Below are 18,099 nucleotides of genomic sequence, written 5' to 3'. Positions count from 1 at the left end.
CGCCGCGGGTGTCCCGGACCTCAGCGCGTCACGTGCAGGACGCGGAACCCCTTCGACGACGCCGCACGCCGGGTCGCCAGCCCGAGCTCGGTCTCGATCCACCGGGCCAGGGAGTCGGCGCCCAGGTTCTTCTGCACGACGAGCCACGCGCCCCCGTCGGGTGGTGGCGGCGAAGCCAGCCGCGGCAGCCAGCGGTGCAGCATGTCGTGCAGCACCTGCTTGCCCACGCGGATCGGCGGGTTCGACCAGATCGCGGCGAAGGTCACGTCGTCGGGCACCTGGTCGGGCGTCATCGCGCGGACACGGTCGGCGACGCCCAGGCGGTCGGCGTTGCGGCGCACCAGGTCCAGGGCGCGCTCGTTGACGTCGACGGCCCAGACGGTGGTCGCCGGGTTCTCGAGCGCCGCGGTCAGCGCGATCGGGCCCCAGCCGCACCCGAGGTCCAGCAGGTCGCCCGCGGGCGCCGGCGGCAGCTCGGCGAGCAGGATCCGGGTGCCCTTGTCGACGCCGCCGGGGGAGAAGATCCCGGGGGCGACCTCCACGGTCACGTCCCGGCCGGCCAGGTGGACGACGACGCCGCGTCGTTCGTCGTCGGACGCCGGGCGGGCCGTGAAGTAGTGGTCGCTCACGGGGGGAATCGTAATCCGCTTCGTCGGGACGAAACCGCGTGGGATCCTTGTTGTACCCGCCGAAGCCAGCGAGAGGAACGACTTGACCCACACCCCCACCGACCCCGAGCAGACCGCGGCGGGGCCCGCCGCCGAGGAGCCCCGGGACGCGCAGTCGATCGCCAACGACGTCGTCGCGCGCGTGCTCGCGAGGGCCGGGACGGCGCGGGCCGAGGGCGGGACCGTGCACTCGGCCTACGACGGCGACCAGCTCGACCTGGCCGAGCGCTCGGCGCTGCGCCGGGTGACCGGTCTGTCCACCGAGCTCGACGACGTCACCGAGGTCGAGTACCGCCAGCTGCGGCTCGAGAAGGTCGTCCTCGTCGGGCTCCACACCGGCGGCGAGGCGGCCTCCCGGGAGGCCGAGATCTCGCTGCGCGAGCTCGCCGCCCTGGCCGAGACCGCCGGGTCCCAGGTGCTGGACGGCCTGCTGCAGAAGCGCGCCAACCCCGACCCGGGCACCTATCTGGGGTCCGGCAAGGCCGTCGAGCTCGCCGAGATGGTGGCCGCGAACGGGGCCGACACCGTCGTCGTCGACACCGAGCTCGCCCCGTCCCAGCGGCGTGCGCTGGAGGACGTCGTCAAGGTCAAGGTCGTCGACCGGACGGCCCTGATCCTGGACATCTTCGCCCAGCACGCCAAGTCGCGGGAGGGCAAGGCCCAGGTCGAGCTGGCCCAGCTCGAGTACCTGCTGCCCCGCCTGCGCGGCTGGGGCGAGTCGATGTCCCGGCAGGCCGGCGGCCAGGTCGGCGGCGCGAGCGCCGGCATGGGCTCGCGGGGCCCCGGTGAGACGAAGATCGAGCTCGACCGGCGCCGGATCCGCAACCGGATGGCGAAGCTGCGCCGGGAGATCGCCGCGATGGCACCCGCCCGCGAGACCAAGCGCCTCGAGCGTCATCGGCACTCGGTGCCGAACGTCGCGATCGCCGGGTACACCAACGCGGGCAAGTCCTCGCTGCTCAACGTCCTCACCGACGCCGGGGTGCTCGTGGAGAACGCGCTGTTCGCCACGCTCGACCCCACGGTGCGGCGTGCCCGCACGGAGGACGGTCGGCTGTACACGCTCGCCGACACCGTCGGGTTCGTCCGTCACCTGCCGCACCAGCTCGTCGAGGCGTTCCGCTCGACCCTCGAGGAGGTGGGCGACGCCGCGCTGCTGCTGCACGTCGTCGACGCCTCCCACCCGGACCCGGAGGGCCAGATCGACGCCGTCCGCGAGGTGCTGTCGGACATCCCCGGCGTGGAGGACCTCCCGGAGATCGTCGTGCTGAACAAGGCCGACCTCGCCGACCCGGTCACCGTGGGACGGATCCAGCGGCGCGAGCGTCGCACCGCCGTGGTGTCGGCGCACACGGGGGAGGGGATCGCCGAGCTCAAGGAGCTGATCGCCGACGCCCTGCCGCGTCCGGCGGTGGAGATCGACCTCGTCGTGCCCTACTCCCGCGGCGACCTGGTGCACCGGGTCCACGAGCACGGCGAGCTCACGGGCGAGGAGTACCTGGCCGAGGGCACGCGGCTGCGCGGTCGGGTCGACCCCGGGCTCGCGGCCGAGCTCGACGCCGTCGCCGTGTGACGGTCGTGCACCGGCCCGGCGCGGCGTCGGTGCGCGACCGTAGGATCTTCCGGTGACCCCGTCCGACACCGCAGAGCCCGCGACCGCCCCCGACGTCCCCGCGCTGCTCGACCGCGCCGTCGGTGCTCTGGGCGGCAGCCCACGGCAGGGTCAGCGGGAGATGGCCGCCGAGGTCGCGCGCGCGATCGAGGACGGACGGCACCTGCTCGTGCAGGCCGGGACGGGGACCGGCAAGTCGCTCGGCTACCTGGTCCCCGCCGTCCGGCACGCGGTGACCGAGGGCGAACGGGTGGTGGTCTCGACCGCCACCCTGGCGCTGCAGCGCCAGGTCATCACCCGGGACCTGCCCCTGGTGGCCGACGCCGTGGCGCCCGCGCTGCCGCGCCCCCCGCAGGTGGCCCTGCTCAAGGGCTGGCACAACTACCTGTGCCGGCACAAGATCACCGGCGGGTACCCGACGGACGACGCGACGCTCTTCGACCTGCCCCCGGACCCCGGACCGGGCGAGGGCGCCGCCGCGGAGCAGCACCCGGCGTCGGCGCGCGGCGGCGACGCCGGGTCGGACCGGTTGGCCGACCACGTCCGGCGGCTGCACGCCTGGGCCGAGGAGACCGACACCGGCGACCGGGACGACCTCGTCCCCGGCGTCCCGGACCGTGCCTGGCGGCAGGTCTCGGTGACGTCCCTGGAGTGCCTCGGTCAGCGCTGCCCGGTGTTCGACGAGTGCTTCGCGGAGCAGGCCCGCGGCACGGCCCGCGAGGCCGACGTCGTCGTCACCAACCACGCCATGCTGGGCATCGCCGCCTCGGGGAACCAGCACGTGCTGCCCGAGCACGACGTGCTCGTGGTCGACGAGGCGCACGAGCTCGCCGACCGCATCACCTCGGCGGCCACGGTCGACCTCGCGGCCGGGACGGTCGAGCACGCCGCCCGCCTCGCCCGTCGCCACGGCGGACGCACCACCGACGACCTCGACGCGGCCGCGCAGGGCCTCGCCCAGGTCCTGGCCTCCGTCCCCGCCGAGCGATACCCCCAGGGCCTCCCGGAGTCCCTGCACACCGCGGTGTCCGCCGTGCGGGACGCCGCGCGCGGTCTGCTCGCCGAGCTGCGGCCCGAGTCCGGCGCCGAGCCGGACGCGGGCATCCGGATGGCCCAGTCGGCCGTGCAGCAGCTCTTCGACGTCGCCGAGCGGATGGCCGCCGAGGACACGAGCGACGACGTGCTGTGGTGCTCCCGTCCGCCGGCCGACGCCCCGTGGGGTGACGGCGTCGGCCGCCTCCACGCGGCCCCGCTGGCGGTGGCGGGGCTGATCAGCTCCCAGCTGCTCGCCGAGCGCACCGGCATCCTGACGTCGGCCACGCTGACGCTGGGCGGCAGCTTCGACCCGCTGGCCCGGTCCCTCGGGCTCGCCGCGTCGACCGGCACCGAGGACGACGCGTGGCGGGGGATCGACGTCGGCAGCCCGTTCGACTACCGCAGCCAGGGCATCTGCTACGTGGCCAAGCACCTGCCGGCGCCGGGTCGCGAGCCGACGACCGACGCCCAGCTGGACGAGATCGCCGGCCTCATCGAGGCCGCCGGCGGGCGCACCCTCGGTCTGTTCTCGTCCCGCCGGGCCGCCACCGCGGCGGCCGAGGCGATGCGGGAGCGACTGGACGTCCCCGTGCTGTGCCAGGGCGACGACCAGCTGCCGAGCCTGGTGGCCGAGTTCGCCCGGGACCCGGCGACCTGCCTGTTCGGCACCCTGTCCCTCTGGCAGGGCGTGGACGTGCCCGGCGACGCCTGTCGCCTGGTCCTGATCGACCGCGTCCCGTTCCCCCGACCGGACGACCCGGTGAAGGCGGCCCGGGCCCGAGCGGTCGAGCAGGCCGGGGGGAACGGCTTCATGCAGGTCGCCGCGACGCACGCCGCGCTGCTGCTGGCCCAGGGCGCCGGCCGGCTGATCCGCTCCCAGGACGACCGGGGTGTCGTGGCGATCCTCGACCCGCGGCTCGTCACGGCACGGTACGGATCGTTCCTGACCCGGTCGCTGCCCGACTTCTGGCGCACCACCGACCAGCATCTGGTCCGCGGTGCGCTGCGGCGCCTGGACACCTAGTCTGTCCTGCGTGAACGTTCCTCGCAGCACCACCAAGCTTGCCGTCGTCGGAGCCGGATCGGTCGGCTCCACCCTCGCGTACGCGGCCCTGGCGCGCGGTACCGCGCGGACGGTCGCGCTGATGGACGTGAACAAGGCGAAGGTCGACGCGGAGGTGCTCGATCTGCAGCACGGACGCATGTTCGTCCCCGAGGCCGAGGTCATCGGGTCGGACGACGTCGAGGTCTGCCGCGGGGCCGACGTGGTGGTCGTGACCGCCGGTGCGAAGCAGCAGCCGGGACAGTCCCGGCTCGACCTCGCCGAGGCGACGATCGGGCTGACCCGCAAGATCCTGCCCGGTCTGGTCGAGGTCGCACCGGATGCGATCTACGTGATGGTCACCAACCCCGTCGACGTGGTGACCTTCGCGGCCCAGCAGGTCTCGGGTCTTCCGCCGGAGCGCGTCTTCGGGTCGGGGACGGTGCTGGACTCCTCCCGGCTGCGGGCGGCCCTCGCCGAGCACTGCGGGGTGGCCACCGCCAACGTGCACGCGTACGTGGCCGGCGAGCACGGCGACTCGGAGATCGCGTTGTGGAGCTCGGCACGGATCGCGGGCGTGCCGCTGCTCGAGTGGGAGGCCCTGCCCGGCCGACCGCCCCTGGACGACGCGGCGCGCGCGACGATCGCCCGCGAGGTCGTCGAGTCGGCCTACAAGGTGATCTCGGGCAAGGGGGCCACCAACTACGCCGTCGGCCTCGCCGCGACGCGCATCGTCGAGGCCGTGCTGAAGAACGAGCACCGGGTGATGCCGGTCTCCACCCGGGTCGACGGCTTCCACGGGATCGACGGCGTGTGCCTGTCGATGCCCACGCTGGTCGACGCCCGGGGTGCCACCACGGTGATCGACACGCCGGTCTCCGACGAGGAGGCCGCCGGGCTGCGGGCCTCCGCGGAGAGCGTGCGCGCGGTGCTGCATCGCTTCGGTCTCTGACCGGGTGCCGCCCGCGCGGACGGGCGGCCGGTCTCAGAGGCTGCGGAGCACCGCCACCACGCGACCGAGCACCTGCGCCTCGTCGCCGGCGATGGGGGAGTAGGCCGCGTTCTGCGGCATCAGCCACGTGTGGCCGTCCGACTGCTTGAACGTCTTGACCGTGGCCTCGCCGTCGATCATGGCGGCGACGATCTCGCCCTGCTCCGCGACGTTCTGGCGCCGGACCACGACCCAGTCGCCGTCGCAGATCGCGGCGTCGACCATCGAGTCGCCGGCGACCTTGAGCAGGAACAGCTCGCCGTCGCCGACGACCTGCCGGGGCAGCGGGAAGACGTCCTCGACGACCTGCTCGGCGAGGATCGGGCCGCCGGCGGCGATGCGTCCGACCAGGGGCACGTACGACGGCACGGGGGTCTCCTCGCCCTCGCCGTCCGGTGCCGGAGCGGTGCGGGCGGGCCGGTCGTCGGTGCTCGCGGTCCGGCCGGTGTCGGGGTCGACGACCTCGATCGCCCGGGGGCGGTGGGGGTCGCGCCGGAGATAGCCCTTGCGTTCGAGCACCGTCAGCTGGTGCTTGACGGACGACGGGCTCGCCAGCCCGACGGCCTCGCCGATCTCACGCATGGTCGGGGGGTACCCGCGGGACTCCACCGACTCGCGGATGGTCGTCAGGACGCCGCGCTGGCGCGCCGTGAGCCGGTCCGCCCCGGGCGCGAGCTCCGAGACCGACGCCAGACCGCTGCCGGCGCCCCTCGCGTCCTTGTCCTGTCGCGTCGCCATCCGTCGCTCCCTTGGTGCCGTCTCGAGGTGCGGGTGGCCGGCACACCCGGCCCGAACCCGACATTCCTGCCATCCCGCTGTCGTCAGCCTAGGCCAGATCACCTGCGACATCAAACATCTGTTCGAGATCTCTCGACGTGTGTCGCGAACCCGTGGTATCAAGGGAACAGGTGTTCGACGAACGTGTGTACGAAGGATCGCGACCACGGAGGGACGGACGTCATGGCGACGACGGAGACACGATCGGCGGTTCTCCTGGACCGGTGGGGGCTCGCGGGTCTGCGGCTGACGGCGCGCGGTCGGCTGGTGCTGTTCCTGCTGGCGGTGGCGGTGAGCCTGCCGGTCGCGCTGGCGGGGTCCCAGGCCGTGGCGGGTTCGCCGGGGGAGCCGATCGAGGTCCGGCTGCACACGGTCGCCCCGGGGGAGACGCTCTGGCAGTTCGCCGCCGGGCTGGCGGAGCCCGGCGAGGACCTGCGCGTCGTCGTCGCCGAGCTGCGCGACCTCAACGGCATGCCGGACTCGTCGCTGCAGGTCGGGCAGGTGCTGGTGCTCCCGCGGTCGTAGCGGTGCCGTGCTGTGTTGCACCGAGCCCGGGCCTGCGCATACTTTCGTCGGGCAGCCGGGCAGGGGCTCGGCACCGACCGCAGGAGATCTCGGATGCACTGCCCTTTCTGCCGACACGCCGACTCGCGCGTGGTCGACTCGCGGACCTCGGACGACGGTGCGGCGATCCGTCGTCGTCGCCAGTGCCCGTCCTGCCAGCGGAGGTTCACCACGATCGAGACCGCGAGCCTGTCGGTGGTCAAGCGGTCCGGGGCGACGGAGCCGTTCAGCCGGGACAAGGTGGTGTCCGGGGTGCGCAAGGCCTGCCAGGGCCGGCCGGTCAGCGGGGACGACCTCGCCCTGCTCGCCCAGCGCGTGGAGGAGGCCCTGCGCTCCTCGGGCAGCGCGGAGATCGACGCCTACGAGATCGGCCTGGCGATCCTCGGGCCGCTGCGTGAGCTGGACGAGGTCGCCTACCTGCGGTTCGCCTCGGTCTACCAGGCCTTCGAGTCCCTGGAGGACTTCGAGGCGGCCATCACCTCGTTGCGGGCCGAGCGGCTCGAGCGCGAGACGTCGGCCACCGGCGCCCCGGAGGAGTGACCGCCGACCTCAGCCGGCCGCGGGCCCCGGGGGGAACTCCGGGCGGTCGAAGGCGTCGCGGATGCGCAGCCGCACCGTGTTCTCCATCGCCATGAGCTTGCTGGACGCGCCGCGGTGCGTCACGTCGGAGATGTCGGTGACCACGTAGCCCAGGTCGCCGTGGGTGGCCAGCATCTGCGCCTCGATGTTCGCCCCGTGGTCGGCGAAGACCTGGTTCACCGCCGCCAGCACGCCGGGCACGTTCCGGTGCAGCAGGGCGATGCGCCCCACGCCGGTGTGCTCGAGCTGCAGGTTCGGCAGGTTGACGGACAGCATCGTCGAGCCCGTGAGCAGGTAGTCACGGAGCTTCTTGGCGACGAACTGCCCGATGTTCTGCTGGGCCTCCTCCGTCGACCCGCCCACGTGCGGGGTGAGGATGACGTTGTCGAGTCCCCGCAGCGGCGACTCGAAGTGGTCGCCGCGCTTCTTCGGCTCGGTCGGGAAGACGTCGACGGCGGCCCCGGCGAGGTGCCCGCTGAGGATGTGCTCGCGCAGGGCCTCGACGTCCACGACGAAGCCCCGGGAGAGGTTGAGGAAGATCGCCCCCGGCTTCATCCGGGCGAAGAGGTCGTCGCCGAACAGGCCGGCGTTGCCCTGCCGGCCGTCGACGTGGATGGTCACGGCGTCGGCGGTCTCGAGGAGCTCGCCGAGGGTCTCCGCACGGCGCGCGTTGCCGAGGGCCAGCTTCTCGGAGGTGTCGAAGAAGACGACGTTCATGCCGAGGTTCTCGGCGAGCACCGAGAGCTGGGACCCGATGTTGCCGTAGCCGATGATGCCCAGCGTGCGTCCCCGGACCTCGTGGGACCCGTCCGCCGTCTTGTCCCACAGGCCGTCGTGCAGCGCCTTGTCGCGGACGGTGAGCCGCCGCGTCAGGGCGATGATCTCCGACACGGCGAGCTCGACGACCGAGCGTGTGTTCGAGAACGGGGCGTTGAAGACCGCCACGCCGTGGCCCGCCGCGGCCCCGAGGTCGATCTGGTTGGTGCCGATCGAGAACGTCCCGACCGCGAGCAGGCCGGGGGACTCCTCGATCACGCGGCGGGTGACCTGGGTCTTGGACCGGATGCCGAGGATGTGGAAGTCGGCGAGCGTCTCGATCAGCTCGGACTCGTCGAGGGCACCGGGGCGGGACTCGACCTCGATCCCGGCCGACTCCAGGACGGCGACGGCGTCGGGGTGGATGTTCTCGAGAAGAAGGGCGCGCAGCACGCCCCTATGGTGCGCCTCGCGGGGCACCGGGGCCAAACGTGTCTCACCCCTCGTGCATCAGCCCCGCGGGGAGCTCGCCGGCGTGCACGACCACGAGGCGCTGCGTGGGGCGCGTCATCGCCACGTACAGGTCGCCCCAGCCGCCGGCCCCGGCGGCGACCGCCGCCGGCTCGACGACGACGACAGCGTCGAACTCCAGACCCTTGATCTCCCGCGGCGAGGCCACGAGCACCTGCGCGTCCTCGGGACGCTGGGCGGCCAGCCGCCGGCCCTCCTCGGGCCCCAGCGCCTCGCCGACGGCGGCGGCGACCGCGCCGCGCAGTCCGTTCACCCGGTCCGCCGGCGCGATGACGGCCACGCGTCCGGCGCCGTCGGGGTCCACGTGCCGGCGGGCCTCCTCGGCGGCACGGCGAGCGGTCTCCCCCACGAGGTCGTCCGTCGGGGCGACGACGAGGGAGTCGGGCGCGTCGCGCGCCGCGGTCAGGGGCGAGACGGGCAGCCCCGCCGCCACGGCCACCCGCTGCGCGGTCGTGGCGACCTCGGCGGGGGTCCGGTAGGACACGGTGAGCTCGTGCAGGCGCCAGCCGTCGCGGAGCACGGAGCCGAGCGTCTTCTGCCAGGACCGGGCGCCGGCTGCCGAGGACGTCTGGGCGACGTCCCCCACGATCGTCAGCGACCGGGAGGGCACCCGGCGGACCAGCGTGTGCCAGGCCATCGGGCTGAGCTCCTGCGCCTCGTCGACCACGACGTGGCCGTAGGTCCAGGAGCGGTCCGCCGCCGCCCGCTCGGCCGTCGTCAGGGACGGCCCCGACTCCGCGAACCGCGCAGCCAGCGTCTCGGCGTCGACCATGCCCTGGCCGGCACCGGTGCTGGCGAGCGTCTGGCGGGCGTACTCGATCTCGGCGGCGCGCCGCGCCTCGGCCGCCCGGGCCTCGGCCCGGGCGACGCTGTCGTCCTCGCCGAGCAGCTCCGCGGCCTCGTCCAGGATCGGCACGTCGGCCTCGGTCCACGGCGCGTCGGGGTCGCGGCGCAGCGCCTCCCGCTCCGCGTCGGACAGCTCGGGTGCCGCCTCGGCGAGGCGGTGCGGCTTGGACCACAGGTCGGCGACGAGCCGCTCGGGCGTGATGGGGAACCAGGCCAGGTTGATCGCCACGCGCACGTCACGGTCCGCCCGCAGGTCCTCGGTGAGCACGGCGAGGTCGTGCTCGGTGACCTCGCGTTGCGTGCGCTCGCGGTACTGCTCGACCAGCTTGCCGAGCATCTCGCGCACGAAGGTGGCGCGCGCCTCGTTGTGCGGCTTGTGCGTCCGTCGTGCCCGGGAGATCGCGTCGCGCACGTCGCGGCGGCGCACGTGCAGCTCCACCCCGTCGATCCGCACCGGCACGTCCGTCGCGGGCACCCGTTCACGGGCCCGCACGGCACGCTTGACCGCGGCGCGCCACAGCAGACGGCCCTTGATCTCGGCGGCGACCGGGTCCTCGACGGCGTCGGCCGTCACCCCGGGCAGGAGCTCGGCGATGGTCGTGGACACCACGCCTGTCTCGCCGAGGGAGGGCAGGACCTGGTCGATGTACCGCAGGAACGAGCGGCTGGGGCCGACCAGCAGCACGCCGGAGCGTTCCAGCAGCCGCCGGTGGGCGTACAGCAGGTAGGCGGCACGGTGCAGGGCGACGGCCGTCTTGCCCGTCCCGGGACCGCCCTGGACGACGACGGCGCCGCCGAGCTCGTCCCGCACGATGCGGTCCTGCTCGCCCTGGATGGTCGCGACGATGTCGGACATGCGCCCGGTCCGGCGCCGCGCCAGGGACGCCAGCAGCGCTCCCTCCCCGGACAGGCTGGAGGCGTCCAGGCCGTCGTCGACGGCGTCCAGGTCCAGGACCTCGTCCTCCAGGCCCGTCACCGTGCGTCCGGTGGTCACCACGTGCCGACGGCGTCGCACGCCGTCGGGGTGGCGCGCGGTGGCGCGGTAGAAGGCCTGCGCGGCGGGTGCGCGCCAGTCGGTCAGCAGCGCGCGGTGCTCGTCGTCGGTCAGGCCGATCCGGCCGATGTACCGCTCCTCGCCGGACTCGAGGTCGAGACGGCCGAAGGCGAGGCGGTCCTCGACGGCGTCGAGCCGGGCGGCGCGGTCCTCGTACATGGTCGCGAAGGCGTCGCGCTCGCTACGGTTCTGCGGCGAGCCGGAGGGTCCCTCGCGCCGGACCGCCGCGAGCCGCGCGCGCGCCGTGGCGCGCAGCTCGTCGAGTCGCGCGTAGAGGCGGTCGACGACCGCCTGCTCGCGTGCCAGCTCGTCGTGCCTGCCCGCCACGCGTCCTCCAGGTGCTGCTCGGTGTGCGGCCGACCATCATTCCACGTCCGTGACCCCTGTCGTGTCCCGCCCCGGGTGATCTGGGGCGGCGCGCCGCCGCGACACCGGTGACGTGGACCACAGCGGCGCATAGGATCCCGACCATGAGCAGCGGCGACGGGGGTCGGGAGGAGGCCGGGGACCCCGCGGGGGGCGCGCTGCCGTGCGTCCTGCTGGTCGAGGACGACGACGGCGACGCCCTGCTGGTCACCGAGCTCCTCGCCGACGCGGAGATCGACGTCGAGCTGCGTCGCGCGGTGTCGGTCTCCCAGGCGGCGGCCGAGGTCGCCACCGGTACGGTGGACTGCCTCCTGGTGGACCTCGGGCTCCCGGACGCGGCGGGTCTGACCGCCGTGCAGCGGCTGCGCCACGTGGGCGCCCGGCACGCCGCCTCGCCCGCCCTCGTGGTGCTGACGGGGCACAGCGGCGTCGATCTCGGCGTCGAGGCCGTGGCGGCCGGGGCCGACGACTACCTCGTCAAGGGTGAGGTCGGACCGGACCTGCTCGGCCGGTCCCTGCGCTACGCGCTGCAGCGCCGGCGGTCGGCCGAGCAGGAACGCGCCCTGTACCGCGGCCGGGTCCGGGCGGCCGAGACCGCGAGGCTGGAGAAGGCCCTGCTGCCCACGCCCCTGGTCGACGACGAGGCCGTGTCCGTGCTCGTGGGATACCTGCCCGGCGGGGAGGGGCTCCTCGGCGGAGACTTCTTCGACACCGTCGAGACGCCCGACGGCCGGGTGCTCTCGGTGATCGGGGACGTCGCCGGCCACGGGCCCGACGAGGCCGCGCTCGGCGCGACGCTCCGGACCGCGTGGCGGACGCTCGTGCTCACCGGGACCCCGCCCGAGGCGATCTTCCCCGCGCTGGAGACGGTGCTGCACACCGAGCGTGCGCGTCCGGAGATCTTCGTGACGCTGTGCCAGGTGACCGTGCAGGCCGACCGGTCCGCCGTCGAGATCTGTCTCGCCGGTCACCTCGCCCCGATGCTGCTCACCGGGACGGACGGCACCCCGGGGTGCGAGGTCCTCGCGCCGGTCGAGCGTGGTCGCGCCCTCGGCGTGCCGGTGCCCGGGGGGTGGACGTCGCAACGGCTCGAGCTCGAGGGTCCGTTCGCGGTCGTCACCTACACCGATGGTCTGGTGGAGGCGTCGCTGGCCGCCGACGAGTCGTCCGCACCGGGTCGGGGCGGACGGCGGCGGGCCGCGTTGCGCGTGGGCGTGGCCGGTCTGGCCGACCTCGTCCGCGACGAGGTCGAGCGCGGAGGTCTCGGCGGGGTCGTCGAGAGGGTGCTGCGCCGGGTCCGGCGCCTGCACGGTGGTCCCCTGGCGGACGACGCCGCGATGCTGGTCGTCGGCTGGACCGGGTCCGAGGACGTGCCGGGCGAGCGCTCCGCCATGCTCGCGGACTCCGTGGAGTGGCCCGATGAGTCCTGAACGCTCCGTGCTGGACCGCGCGCGCCGGCTGCTGCGCTGGGGGACGGTGGCCCTCGTCGCCGGCCTGCTGCTGGCCCTGGTCGCCACGCTGGGTTCGCAGCGGCTGCTGGAAGCCGGTGCCGACGCCGCGGCGATCGACGACGCCCGGGTGTGGAACGAGGTGCTCCTGGCCGTGGTGCTCGTGCTGGGCGGCGTCGGGGTCGGCGTCGCCGTGACGGTCCTGCGCGAGGTGCGCCGGGGCCTGACGGTCCCGCTGGCCACCCTGGCCGCCGAGGTCCGCGCCGCCAGCACGGGCGAGCACGACCACGAGATCCCACCGGTGGGTTCGGGCGAGGTCGCGGCCCTGGCGCGCGACGTCGAGGCGATGCGGCGCGAGCTGGTCGAGCAGGTCGCCGACGCCCGCGCGGCGCACCAGGAGGTGGAGGACGCCCACCTGCGGCTGCGCGAGCAGGCCGCCGAGCTGGAGCGGTCGAACCGCGACCTGGAGCAGTTCGCCTACGTCGCCTCCCACGACCTGCAGGAGCCGCTGCGCAAGGTCGCCAGCTTCACCCAGCTCCTGCAGAAGCGCTACGGCGACCAGCTCGACGACCGGGCCGACCAGTACATCGCCTTCGCCGTGGACGGGGCGCACCGCATGCAGCGGCTCATCCAGGACCTGCTCAGCTTCTCGCGGGTCGGGCGCTCCGGCGGCCGGCGCGAGGACGTCGACCTGTCCGAGGTGCTCGACCAGGTCCTGTCCGACCTGTCGCACCGCCTCGCCGAGAAGGACGGCGAGGTGACCAGCGACCCGCTGCCGGTGGTCGAGGGGGAGCGTGGCCCGCTGATGATGCTGATGCGCAACGTCGTGGGCAACGCGCTGAAGTTCGCCCACCCGGACCGTCCGCCGCGCGTGCACGTGTCGGCCCGGCGGGTGAGCGGCCCCGACGGCGAGGAGTGGGAGCTGGCGTGCACGGACAACGGGATCGGCATCGACCCGCAGTACGCCGAACGCGTCTTCGTGATCTTCCAGCGCCTGCACCCCAAGGAGGTGTACAGCGGCACCGGGATCGGGCTGGCGCTCGTCAAGCGGGTCGTCGAGCACCACGGCGGCAGGGTGTGGATCGACCCGGACGCCACGACCGGGACCACCGTCCGGTGGACCCTGCCGGCGTCGGACTAGGGTGTGGTCATGGTGGAGCAGCAGGTCGGCATCGAGGTCCTCCTGGTCGAGGACGACCCCGGTGACGTGCTCATGACCCGCGAGGCCTTCGCCGAGCACAAGGTCGCCAACACGCTGTGGGTCGTCTCGGACGGGGTCAGCGCGATGGAGTTCCTCCGCAAGGAGGGCCAGCACGCCGCCGCTCCCACCCCGGACCTGGTGCTGCTGGACCTCAACCTGCCCCGGATGGACGGCCGCGAGGTCCTGGCGTCGGTCAAGCAGGACGCCGCGCTGCGGCACATCCCGGTGGTGGTGCTGACGACCTCCGAGGCGGAGGAGGACGTGCTGCGTTCCTACAGCCTGCACGCCAACGCCTACGTCACCAAGCCCGTCGACTTCGAACGGTTCATCGACGTCGTGCGGCAGATCGACGACTTCTTCGTCTCGGTGGTGCGCCTGCCGCAGCGGTGAGCGCTCCCGGCGGCCGGGATGATCTCGGGCGCGGCGTGGGTTGTGGGTCGGCAGAGGTGCGACCGCACCCCGGAGCCGGTTCGTGAGGAGGAACGGTGCAGGACCCGCAGGGCATCTACGAGGTGGATCACGACGCGGTGGCGCGGACCCTGGGCACGGCCGACGAGGGCGGACTCGCCGCGGCGCCCGTCCTGGTGCACGCGGTGCGCGGTTTCGTGGACGCCGGTGCCACCGGGGAGCTCGCGGCGGAGCACCTCCTGGGGAGCTTCACGCCGACCCGCCTGGTGACCTTCGACGTCGACCAGCTCGTCGACTACCGGTCCCGCCGCCCGCCGATGACGTTCGACGCGGACCGCTGGGCCGGGTACGACGCACCCGTCCTGGCGCTCGACCACCTGGCCGACGACGAGGGCACCGGCTTCCTGCTGCTGCACGGGACCGAGCCGGACCTGCAGTGGGAGCGGGCCGCGGCCGCGGTGCGGCGGATCGTCGACGAGCTGGGTGTGTCGCTGACCGTCGGGCTGCACGGCATCCCGATGGCCGTCCCGCACACCCGGCCGCTGACGCTGACGGTGCACGGGACCCGGGAGGGGCTGGTCGACGAGCAGACGACCTACTTCGGCCGCGTGCAGGTCCCGGGCTCCTGGGAGGCGCTCCTGGAGTACCGCCTCGGCGAGACCGAGCACGACGCGATGGGCTTCGCGGTGCACGTCCCGCACTACCTGGGGCAGTCGCGGTACGCCCCCGCGGCGGTCCTGGCGCTGCAGCAGCTCGAGAAGGCCACGGGGCTCGCCCTGGACACGGGGGCGCTCGACGAGGCGGCGGGCCAGGCGCGGGTCGAGGTCGCCGAGCTCGTCGCGGAGAACGAGGAGGTGGCGTCCGTCGTGCACCAGCTCGAGGAGCAGTACGACGCGTTCGCGCGGTCGGTGGGCCGTCAGAACCTGCTCGCCGAGGACTCCTCGCTGCCGACGGCGGAAGAGCTGGGCGCCGAGTTCGAGCGGTTCCTGGCCGAGCGCGGCGACGACTGAAGGTCCCCGCGGCCGCCCGCCCGCCGAGTCGGACGTGTCGACCGGGTGACACCTGCCGGTCATCGCCGCCCATTCCGTGCAAACCGGTGTGTTCCATGCCACACTTGCCGCGTTGCATCGGCGGAGCAGCGCACGAGCCGGCGTCGACCGCCCGCTGCGACGGCGGGTGCCCGTCCGGGGCTCCCGTGCATCGGACGGAAGATCGAAGGATCAGCATGGCGCAGGGTTCCGTGAAGTGGTTCAACGCTGAGAAGGGCTACGGGTTCATCGCCCAGGACGACGGCGGTGCCGACGTCTTCGTGCACTACTCGGCGATCCAGACGCAGGGGTACCGCACCCTCGACGAGGCGCAGCGGGTCGAGTTCGAGATCACGCAGGGGCCCAAGGGGCCCCAGGCGGAGCAGGTCGTCCCGATCTGAGGCGTACCCGACCGGCGCAGGCCGTCTCCCCGCCGGGGAGGCGGCCTGCGCCGTTCCCGGGCGCGGCGTCACGGCAACGGTGCGACCGAGCCGATGAACCGGGCCAGCTCCTCGCCGGCGAGCACGTGCGCCGGGACGGCCAGCGACCGCAGCGCGCGGCCCAGGGCCGGCGCGCGGACGTCGAGCGCGGGCGGCCCGTCCGGGTCCGTCTCACCGTCGGGCGTCGGCGCCACCGCGACGATCGTCACGTTGCCGTACCGACGTCCCTTGAGGATCGCGGGCTCGGCCACCAGCGCGAGGCGGCCGCCGTCGATCGCGCCCGGGCCGAGGGCCTCGGCGAAGGCCGCGACCTCGCGCCGTGCCGTGGTCAGCGGCGGGCGGTCGGCGCAGTTCGCCAGCACCACCCCGCCCGGGCGCACCGCGCGGACGCACGCGCGGGCGAACGCCGTGCCGACGAGGTGGTCGGGGGTCGTGTCCCCGGCGAACACGTCCCGGACGACGACGTCGGCCAACCCGGGGGACAGGCCCGCCAGCGCGTGCCCGGCGTCGTCCGCGCGGAGCCGCAGCGCGGGGGAGCGGGGCAGGTCGAACCAGCGGCGGACGAGTCGCAGGAGCTCGGCGTCGACGTCCACGCCGATCTGACGCGAACCGGGCCGGGTGTGATCGACGTAGCGGGGGAGGGCGCAACCGGCGGCGCCGAGGTGGACGGCACGCAGCGGGCCGTCCGGGAGCGTGTCGACGACCGCGGCCATCTGCTGCAGGTACTCGAAGGCGAGGAACCCCGCGTCGCCGAGGTCGAGGCAGGAGCTCGGCACGTCGTTGACGTAGAGGGTCAGGCGCTCGGGGTCCTCCGGGTCGGTCTCGACGCGTGCCGTCCCGGTGTCGATCGGCACCTCCCCGGCGGGCAGTGTCGGTGCCTCGCGGGAGGATCGGGGGCGACGGGCGCGCCGGGAGCGTGGAGCCATGGCCGACATTCTCCCCGAGCGGTCCGCGATCTTGACAGGAGTCGAACAGGTGTTCGACGATGAGGTGGCGGGACGAACCCGCTCTGGGGTCTGGAGGTGTGTGATGTCCGCACAAGACGATGTCCCGATGCCGGAGCGCGTCCAGCAGCTGCTCGCCCGCGCCGACGCCGAGCTCGCCGAGGCCGTCGACGCACGGGACAGCGGCGACCGGTTCGTGCACGCGCACCTGGCGGCGCTCCGTGCGGCCGCCGCCGTGGTCGCCCGGCACGACGACGTGCCGCGCCGTGGCCGCGCGCGGCCGGTGTGGGAGCTGCTGAGCCGTGTCGAGCCCGAGCTGGCGGCCTGGAGCGTCTACTTCGCCTCGGGTGCGCGACTGCGGGCGGTCGTGGACTCCGGCCACGGCGACCAGGTGCCCGCCCGCCGTGCCGACGAGCTGCTCGCGTGCGCCGAGGACTTCCGTGACGAGGTCGGTCTGCGGCTCGACCCGCGTGCCGGGTTCGCGCTGACGCGTCTGCGGGACCGCTCGACGGCGGCGTCGTGAGTCGCGGGCCGCGCTCGGCGGACGTGCGCCGGAACTGGGGGAGCGACGAGGACGGCGCCACGATCCTGCACGTCGACATGGACGCCTTCTTCGCCTCCGTCGAGCTGGCCCGCAGGCCGGAGCTGCGGGGGCGCCCGGTCATCGTCGGAGGACGGGACCGCGGCGTGGTGCTGGCCGCCACCTACGAGGCCCGGGCGTACGGCGTCCGGTCCGCGATGGCGATGTCCCAGGCACTGCGACGGTGCCCCCAGGCGGTCGTGGTGCGCCCGGACCACCAGGCCTACCGCGACGTGTCGCGGTCGGTCATGGAGATGCTCGGGGACATCACCGCCGTGGTCGAGCAGGTGTCGGTCGACGAGGCCTACCTCGACGTCGCGGGGGCGCGTCGTCGCCTCGGTCTGCCGACCGAGATCGGTGCCGCCCTGCGTGAACGGGTGCGGTCCGAGCACGGCGTGACCTGCTCGGTCGGGATCGGCCGCAACAAGCTCGTCGCCAAGCTGGCCTCGACGCACGCGAAGCCGGACGGCCTGCTGCTCGTCCCGCGCGACGCGACCGAGCCGTTCCTGCGAGCCCTGCCCGTCGGGGCCCTGACCGGCGTCGGGGACAAGACCGAGGCGGTGCTGGCCCGGTGGGGCATCACCACCGTCGCCCAGCTCGCCGACTCCGAGGTGGACGTGCTGCGTGCCGCCGTCGGCCCCGTCGCGGGACAGCACCTGCACGACCTCGCCTGGGGGCGGGACTCCCGTCCGGTGGTCGCCGGTCGGCCGGAGCGCAGCATCGGCGCCGAGTCGACGTTCGAGCGGGACCTGCGGGACACGGACGACCTCGTGGCCCGGCTCCGCGAGCTCGCGGACCGCGTCGCCGCGAGGCTGCGCCGGCACGACGTCGTGGCGCGGACCGTCACCCTGAAGCTCCGCACCAGCGACTTCCGCACGGTGAACCGGTCGCGGACCCTCGAGGCACCGACGGACGTGGCCCAGGAGCTCTTCTCGGTCGCGCGGGAGCTGCTGGTCGGGGTGGACCGGGGAGGGCTCGCGGTACGGCTCGTGGGCGTCCGCGCGGAGAACCTGCGCCCGCGGTCCGGGCTGTCGAGCCAGCCCACCCTGTTCGACGCCGAGGACGACCGGGGCGAGGCCCGTCGGGAGGCCGAGATCGCCGTTGACGCGGTGCGGGCGCGGTTCGGGCGGTCCGCGGTGGCGCTGGGGGCGAGCTTCGCCCCGCCGTCGACTACCATGGACCCCTGAGCGGGCATATCCTAGAAGAACGTCAGTGGACCACAGCGAGAT

Annotated in this window: 17 protein-coding genes; 12 read left to right on the top strand and 5 right to left on the bottom strand. The window is 74.1% G+C overall.

All coding sequences use genetic code 11. The features are described 5' to 3' along the window. Positions 1–20: 20 nt before the first annotated feature. Positions 21–638 carry a methyltransferase gene (locus HLI28_RS11820; RefSeq protein ID WP_171247804.1) on the bottom strand — a complete coding sequence of 206 codons (618 nt, stop codon included), beginning with the start codon at positions 636–638 and terminating at the stop codon, positions 21–23. 73 nt (positions 639–711) lie between these two features. Here HLI28_RS11820 and hflX point away from each other — a divergent pair, with 73 nt between their 5' ends. From hflX to HLI28_RS11805, 3 genes are read left to right on the top strand one after another with little or no spacing between them, the layout of a single operon-like run. After that, on the top strand, positions 712–2,241 hold the full coding sequence (gene hflX, locus HLI28_RS11815; protein WP_171247765.1) for a GTPase HflX: 1,530 nt from the start codon (positions 712–714) through the stop codon (positions 2,239–2,241). A gap of 52 nt (positions 2,242–2,293) precedes the next feature. Continuing rightward, positions 2,294–4,339 carry a helicase C-terminal domain-containing protein gene (locus HLI28_RS11810; protein ID WP_171247764.1) on the top strand — a complete coding sequence of 682 codons (2,046 nt, stop codon included), beginning with the start codon at positions 2,294–2,296 and terminating at the stop codon, positions 4,337–4,339. A gap of 10 nt (positions 4,340–4,349) precedes the next feature. Then, on the top strand, positions 4,350–5,309 hold the full coding sequence (locus tag HLI28_RS11805; protein ID WP_171247763.1) for an L-lactate dehydrogenase: 960 nt from the start codon (positions 4,350–4,352) through the stop codon (positions 5,307–5,309). Between the two features lie 33 nt (positions 5,310–5,342). On the opposite strand, the gene lexA is transcribed toward HLI28_RS11805, so the two are convergent. Next, entirely contained in the window at positions 5,343–6,086 is a 744-nt protein-coding gene (gene lexA, locus HLI28_RS11800; protein WP_171247762.1) for a transcriptional repressor LexA, read from the bottom strand. A 222-nt stretch (positions 6,087–6,308) separates the two neighbouring features. Here lexA and HLI28_RS11795 point away from each other — a divergent pair, with 222 nt between their 5' ends. Next, positions 6,309–6,650: a LysM peptidoglycan-binding domain-containing protein gene (locus tag HLI28_RS11795; RefSeq protein WP_171247761.1), complete on the top strand. Its 342-nt coding sequence runs from the start codon at positions 6,309–6,311 to the stop codon at positions 6,648–6,650. A 93-nt stretch (positions 6,651–6,743) separates the two neighbouring features. Then, positions 6,744–7,229: a transcriptional regulator NrdR gene (gene nrdR / locus HLI28_RS11790; RefSeq protein ID WP_171247760.1), complete on the top strand. Its 486-nt coding sequence runs from the start codon at positions 6,744–6,746 to the stop codon at positions 7,227–7,229. 9 nt (positions 7,230–7,238) lie between these two features. Here the strand turns inward: nrdR and serA are convergent, their stop codons facing one another. Both serA and HLI28_RS11780 read right to left on the bottom strand, forming a co-directional pair. Next, a complete protein-coding gene (serA, locus tag HLI28_RS11785; RefSeq protein ID WP_171247759.1) occupies positions 7,239–8,477 on the bottom strand; it encodes a phosphoglycerate dehydrogenase in 1,239 nt (412 codons plus the stop codon). Positions 8,478–8,520: 43 nt separating this feature from the next. Then, a complete protein-coding gene (locus HLI28_RS11780) occupies positions 8,521–10,782 on the bottom strand; it encodes an AAA family ATPase (protein ID WP_171247758.1) in 2,262 nt (753 codons plus the stop codon). Between the two features lie 143 nt (positions 10,783–10,925). On the opposite strand from HLI28_RS11780, the gene HLI28_RS11775 reads away from it, so the two are divergent. The 5 genes from HLI28_RS11775 (at position 10,926) to HLI28_RS11755 (ending at position 15,307) form a co-directional block, all read left to right on the top strand. Next, positions 10,926–12,251 (top strand): PP2C family protein-serine/threonine phosphatase, encoded by a 1,326-nt coding sequence (locus HLI28_RS11775; RefSeq protein ID WP_171247757.1) that lies wholly within the window; start codon positions 10,926–10,928, stop codon positions 12,249–12,251. Beyond that, positions 12,241–13,410, top strand: a complete 1,170-nt coding sequence (locus HLI28_RS11770) for a sensor histidine kinase (protein ID WP_171247756.1) — start codon at positions 12,241–12,243, stop codon at positions 13,408–13,410. The genes HLI28_RS11775 and HLI28_RS11770 overlap by 11 nt, the downstream gene beginning before the upstream one ends. A gap of 9 nt (positions 13,411–13,419) precedes the next feature. Then, entirely contained in the window at positions 13,420–13,860 is a 441-nt protein-coding gene (locus HLI28_RS11765) for a response regulator (protein ID WP_171247755.1), read from the top strand. A gap of 95 nt (positions 13,861–13,955) precedes the next feature. Next, positions 13,956–14,888, top strand: coding sequence for a PAC2 family protein (locus HLI28_RS11760; protein ID WP_171247754.1), 933 nt, complete (start codon positions 13,956–13,958; stop codon positions 14,886–14,888). 215 nt (positions 14,889–15,103) lie between these two features. Next, complete coding sequence (locus HLI28_RS11755; RefSeq protein WP_171247753.1) at positions 15,104–15,307, top strand: cold-shock protein; 204 nt, start codon at positions 15,104–15,106, stop codon at positions 15,305–15,307. A 68-nt stretch (positions 15,308–15,375) separates the two neighbouring features. Here the strand turns inward: HLI28_RS11755 and HLI28_RS11750 are convergent, their stop codons facing one another. Next, a complete protein-coding gene (locus tag HLI28_RS11750) occupies positions 15,376–16,272 on the bottom strand; it encodes a spermidine synthase (RefSeq protein ID WP_171247752.1) in 897 nt (298 codons plus the stop codon). A 127-nt stretch (positions 16,273–16,399) separates the two neighbouring features. Between HLI28_RS11750 and HLI28_RS11745 the strand changes: the two genes are divergently transcribed. Further along, a complete protein-coding gene (locus HLI28_RS11745; RefSeq protein ID WP_246246690.1) occupies positions 16,400–16,813 on the top strand; it encodes an SAV_6107 family HEPN domain-containing protein in 414 nt (137 codons plus the stop codon). Beyond that, positions 16,810–18,057 carry a DNA polymerase IV gene (locus HLI28_RS11740; protein ID WP_171247750.1) on the top strand — a complete coding sequence of 416 codons (1,248 nt, stop codon included), beginning with the start codon at positions 16,810–16,812 and terminating at the stop codon, positions 18,055–18,057. Before HLI28_RS11745 ends, HLI28_RS11740 begins: the two co-directional genes overlap by 4 nt. Positions 18,058–18,099: the final 42 nt, after the last annotated feature.

It is taken from the genome of Isoptericola sediminis, assembly GCF_013085345.1.
Classification (GTDB): domain Bacteria; phylum Actinomycetota; class Actinomycetes; order Actinomycetales; family Cellulomonadaceae; genus Isoptericola; species Isoptericola sediminis.
Note: the sequence above shows the minus strand (reverse complement) of the source record. Positions and strands in the feature narration are given on the sequence as shown.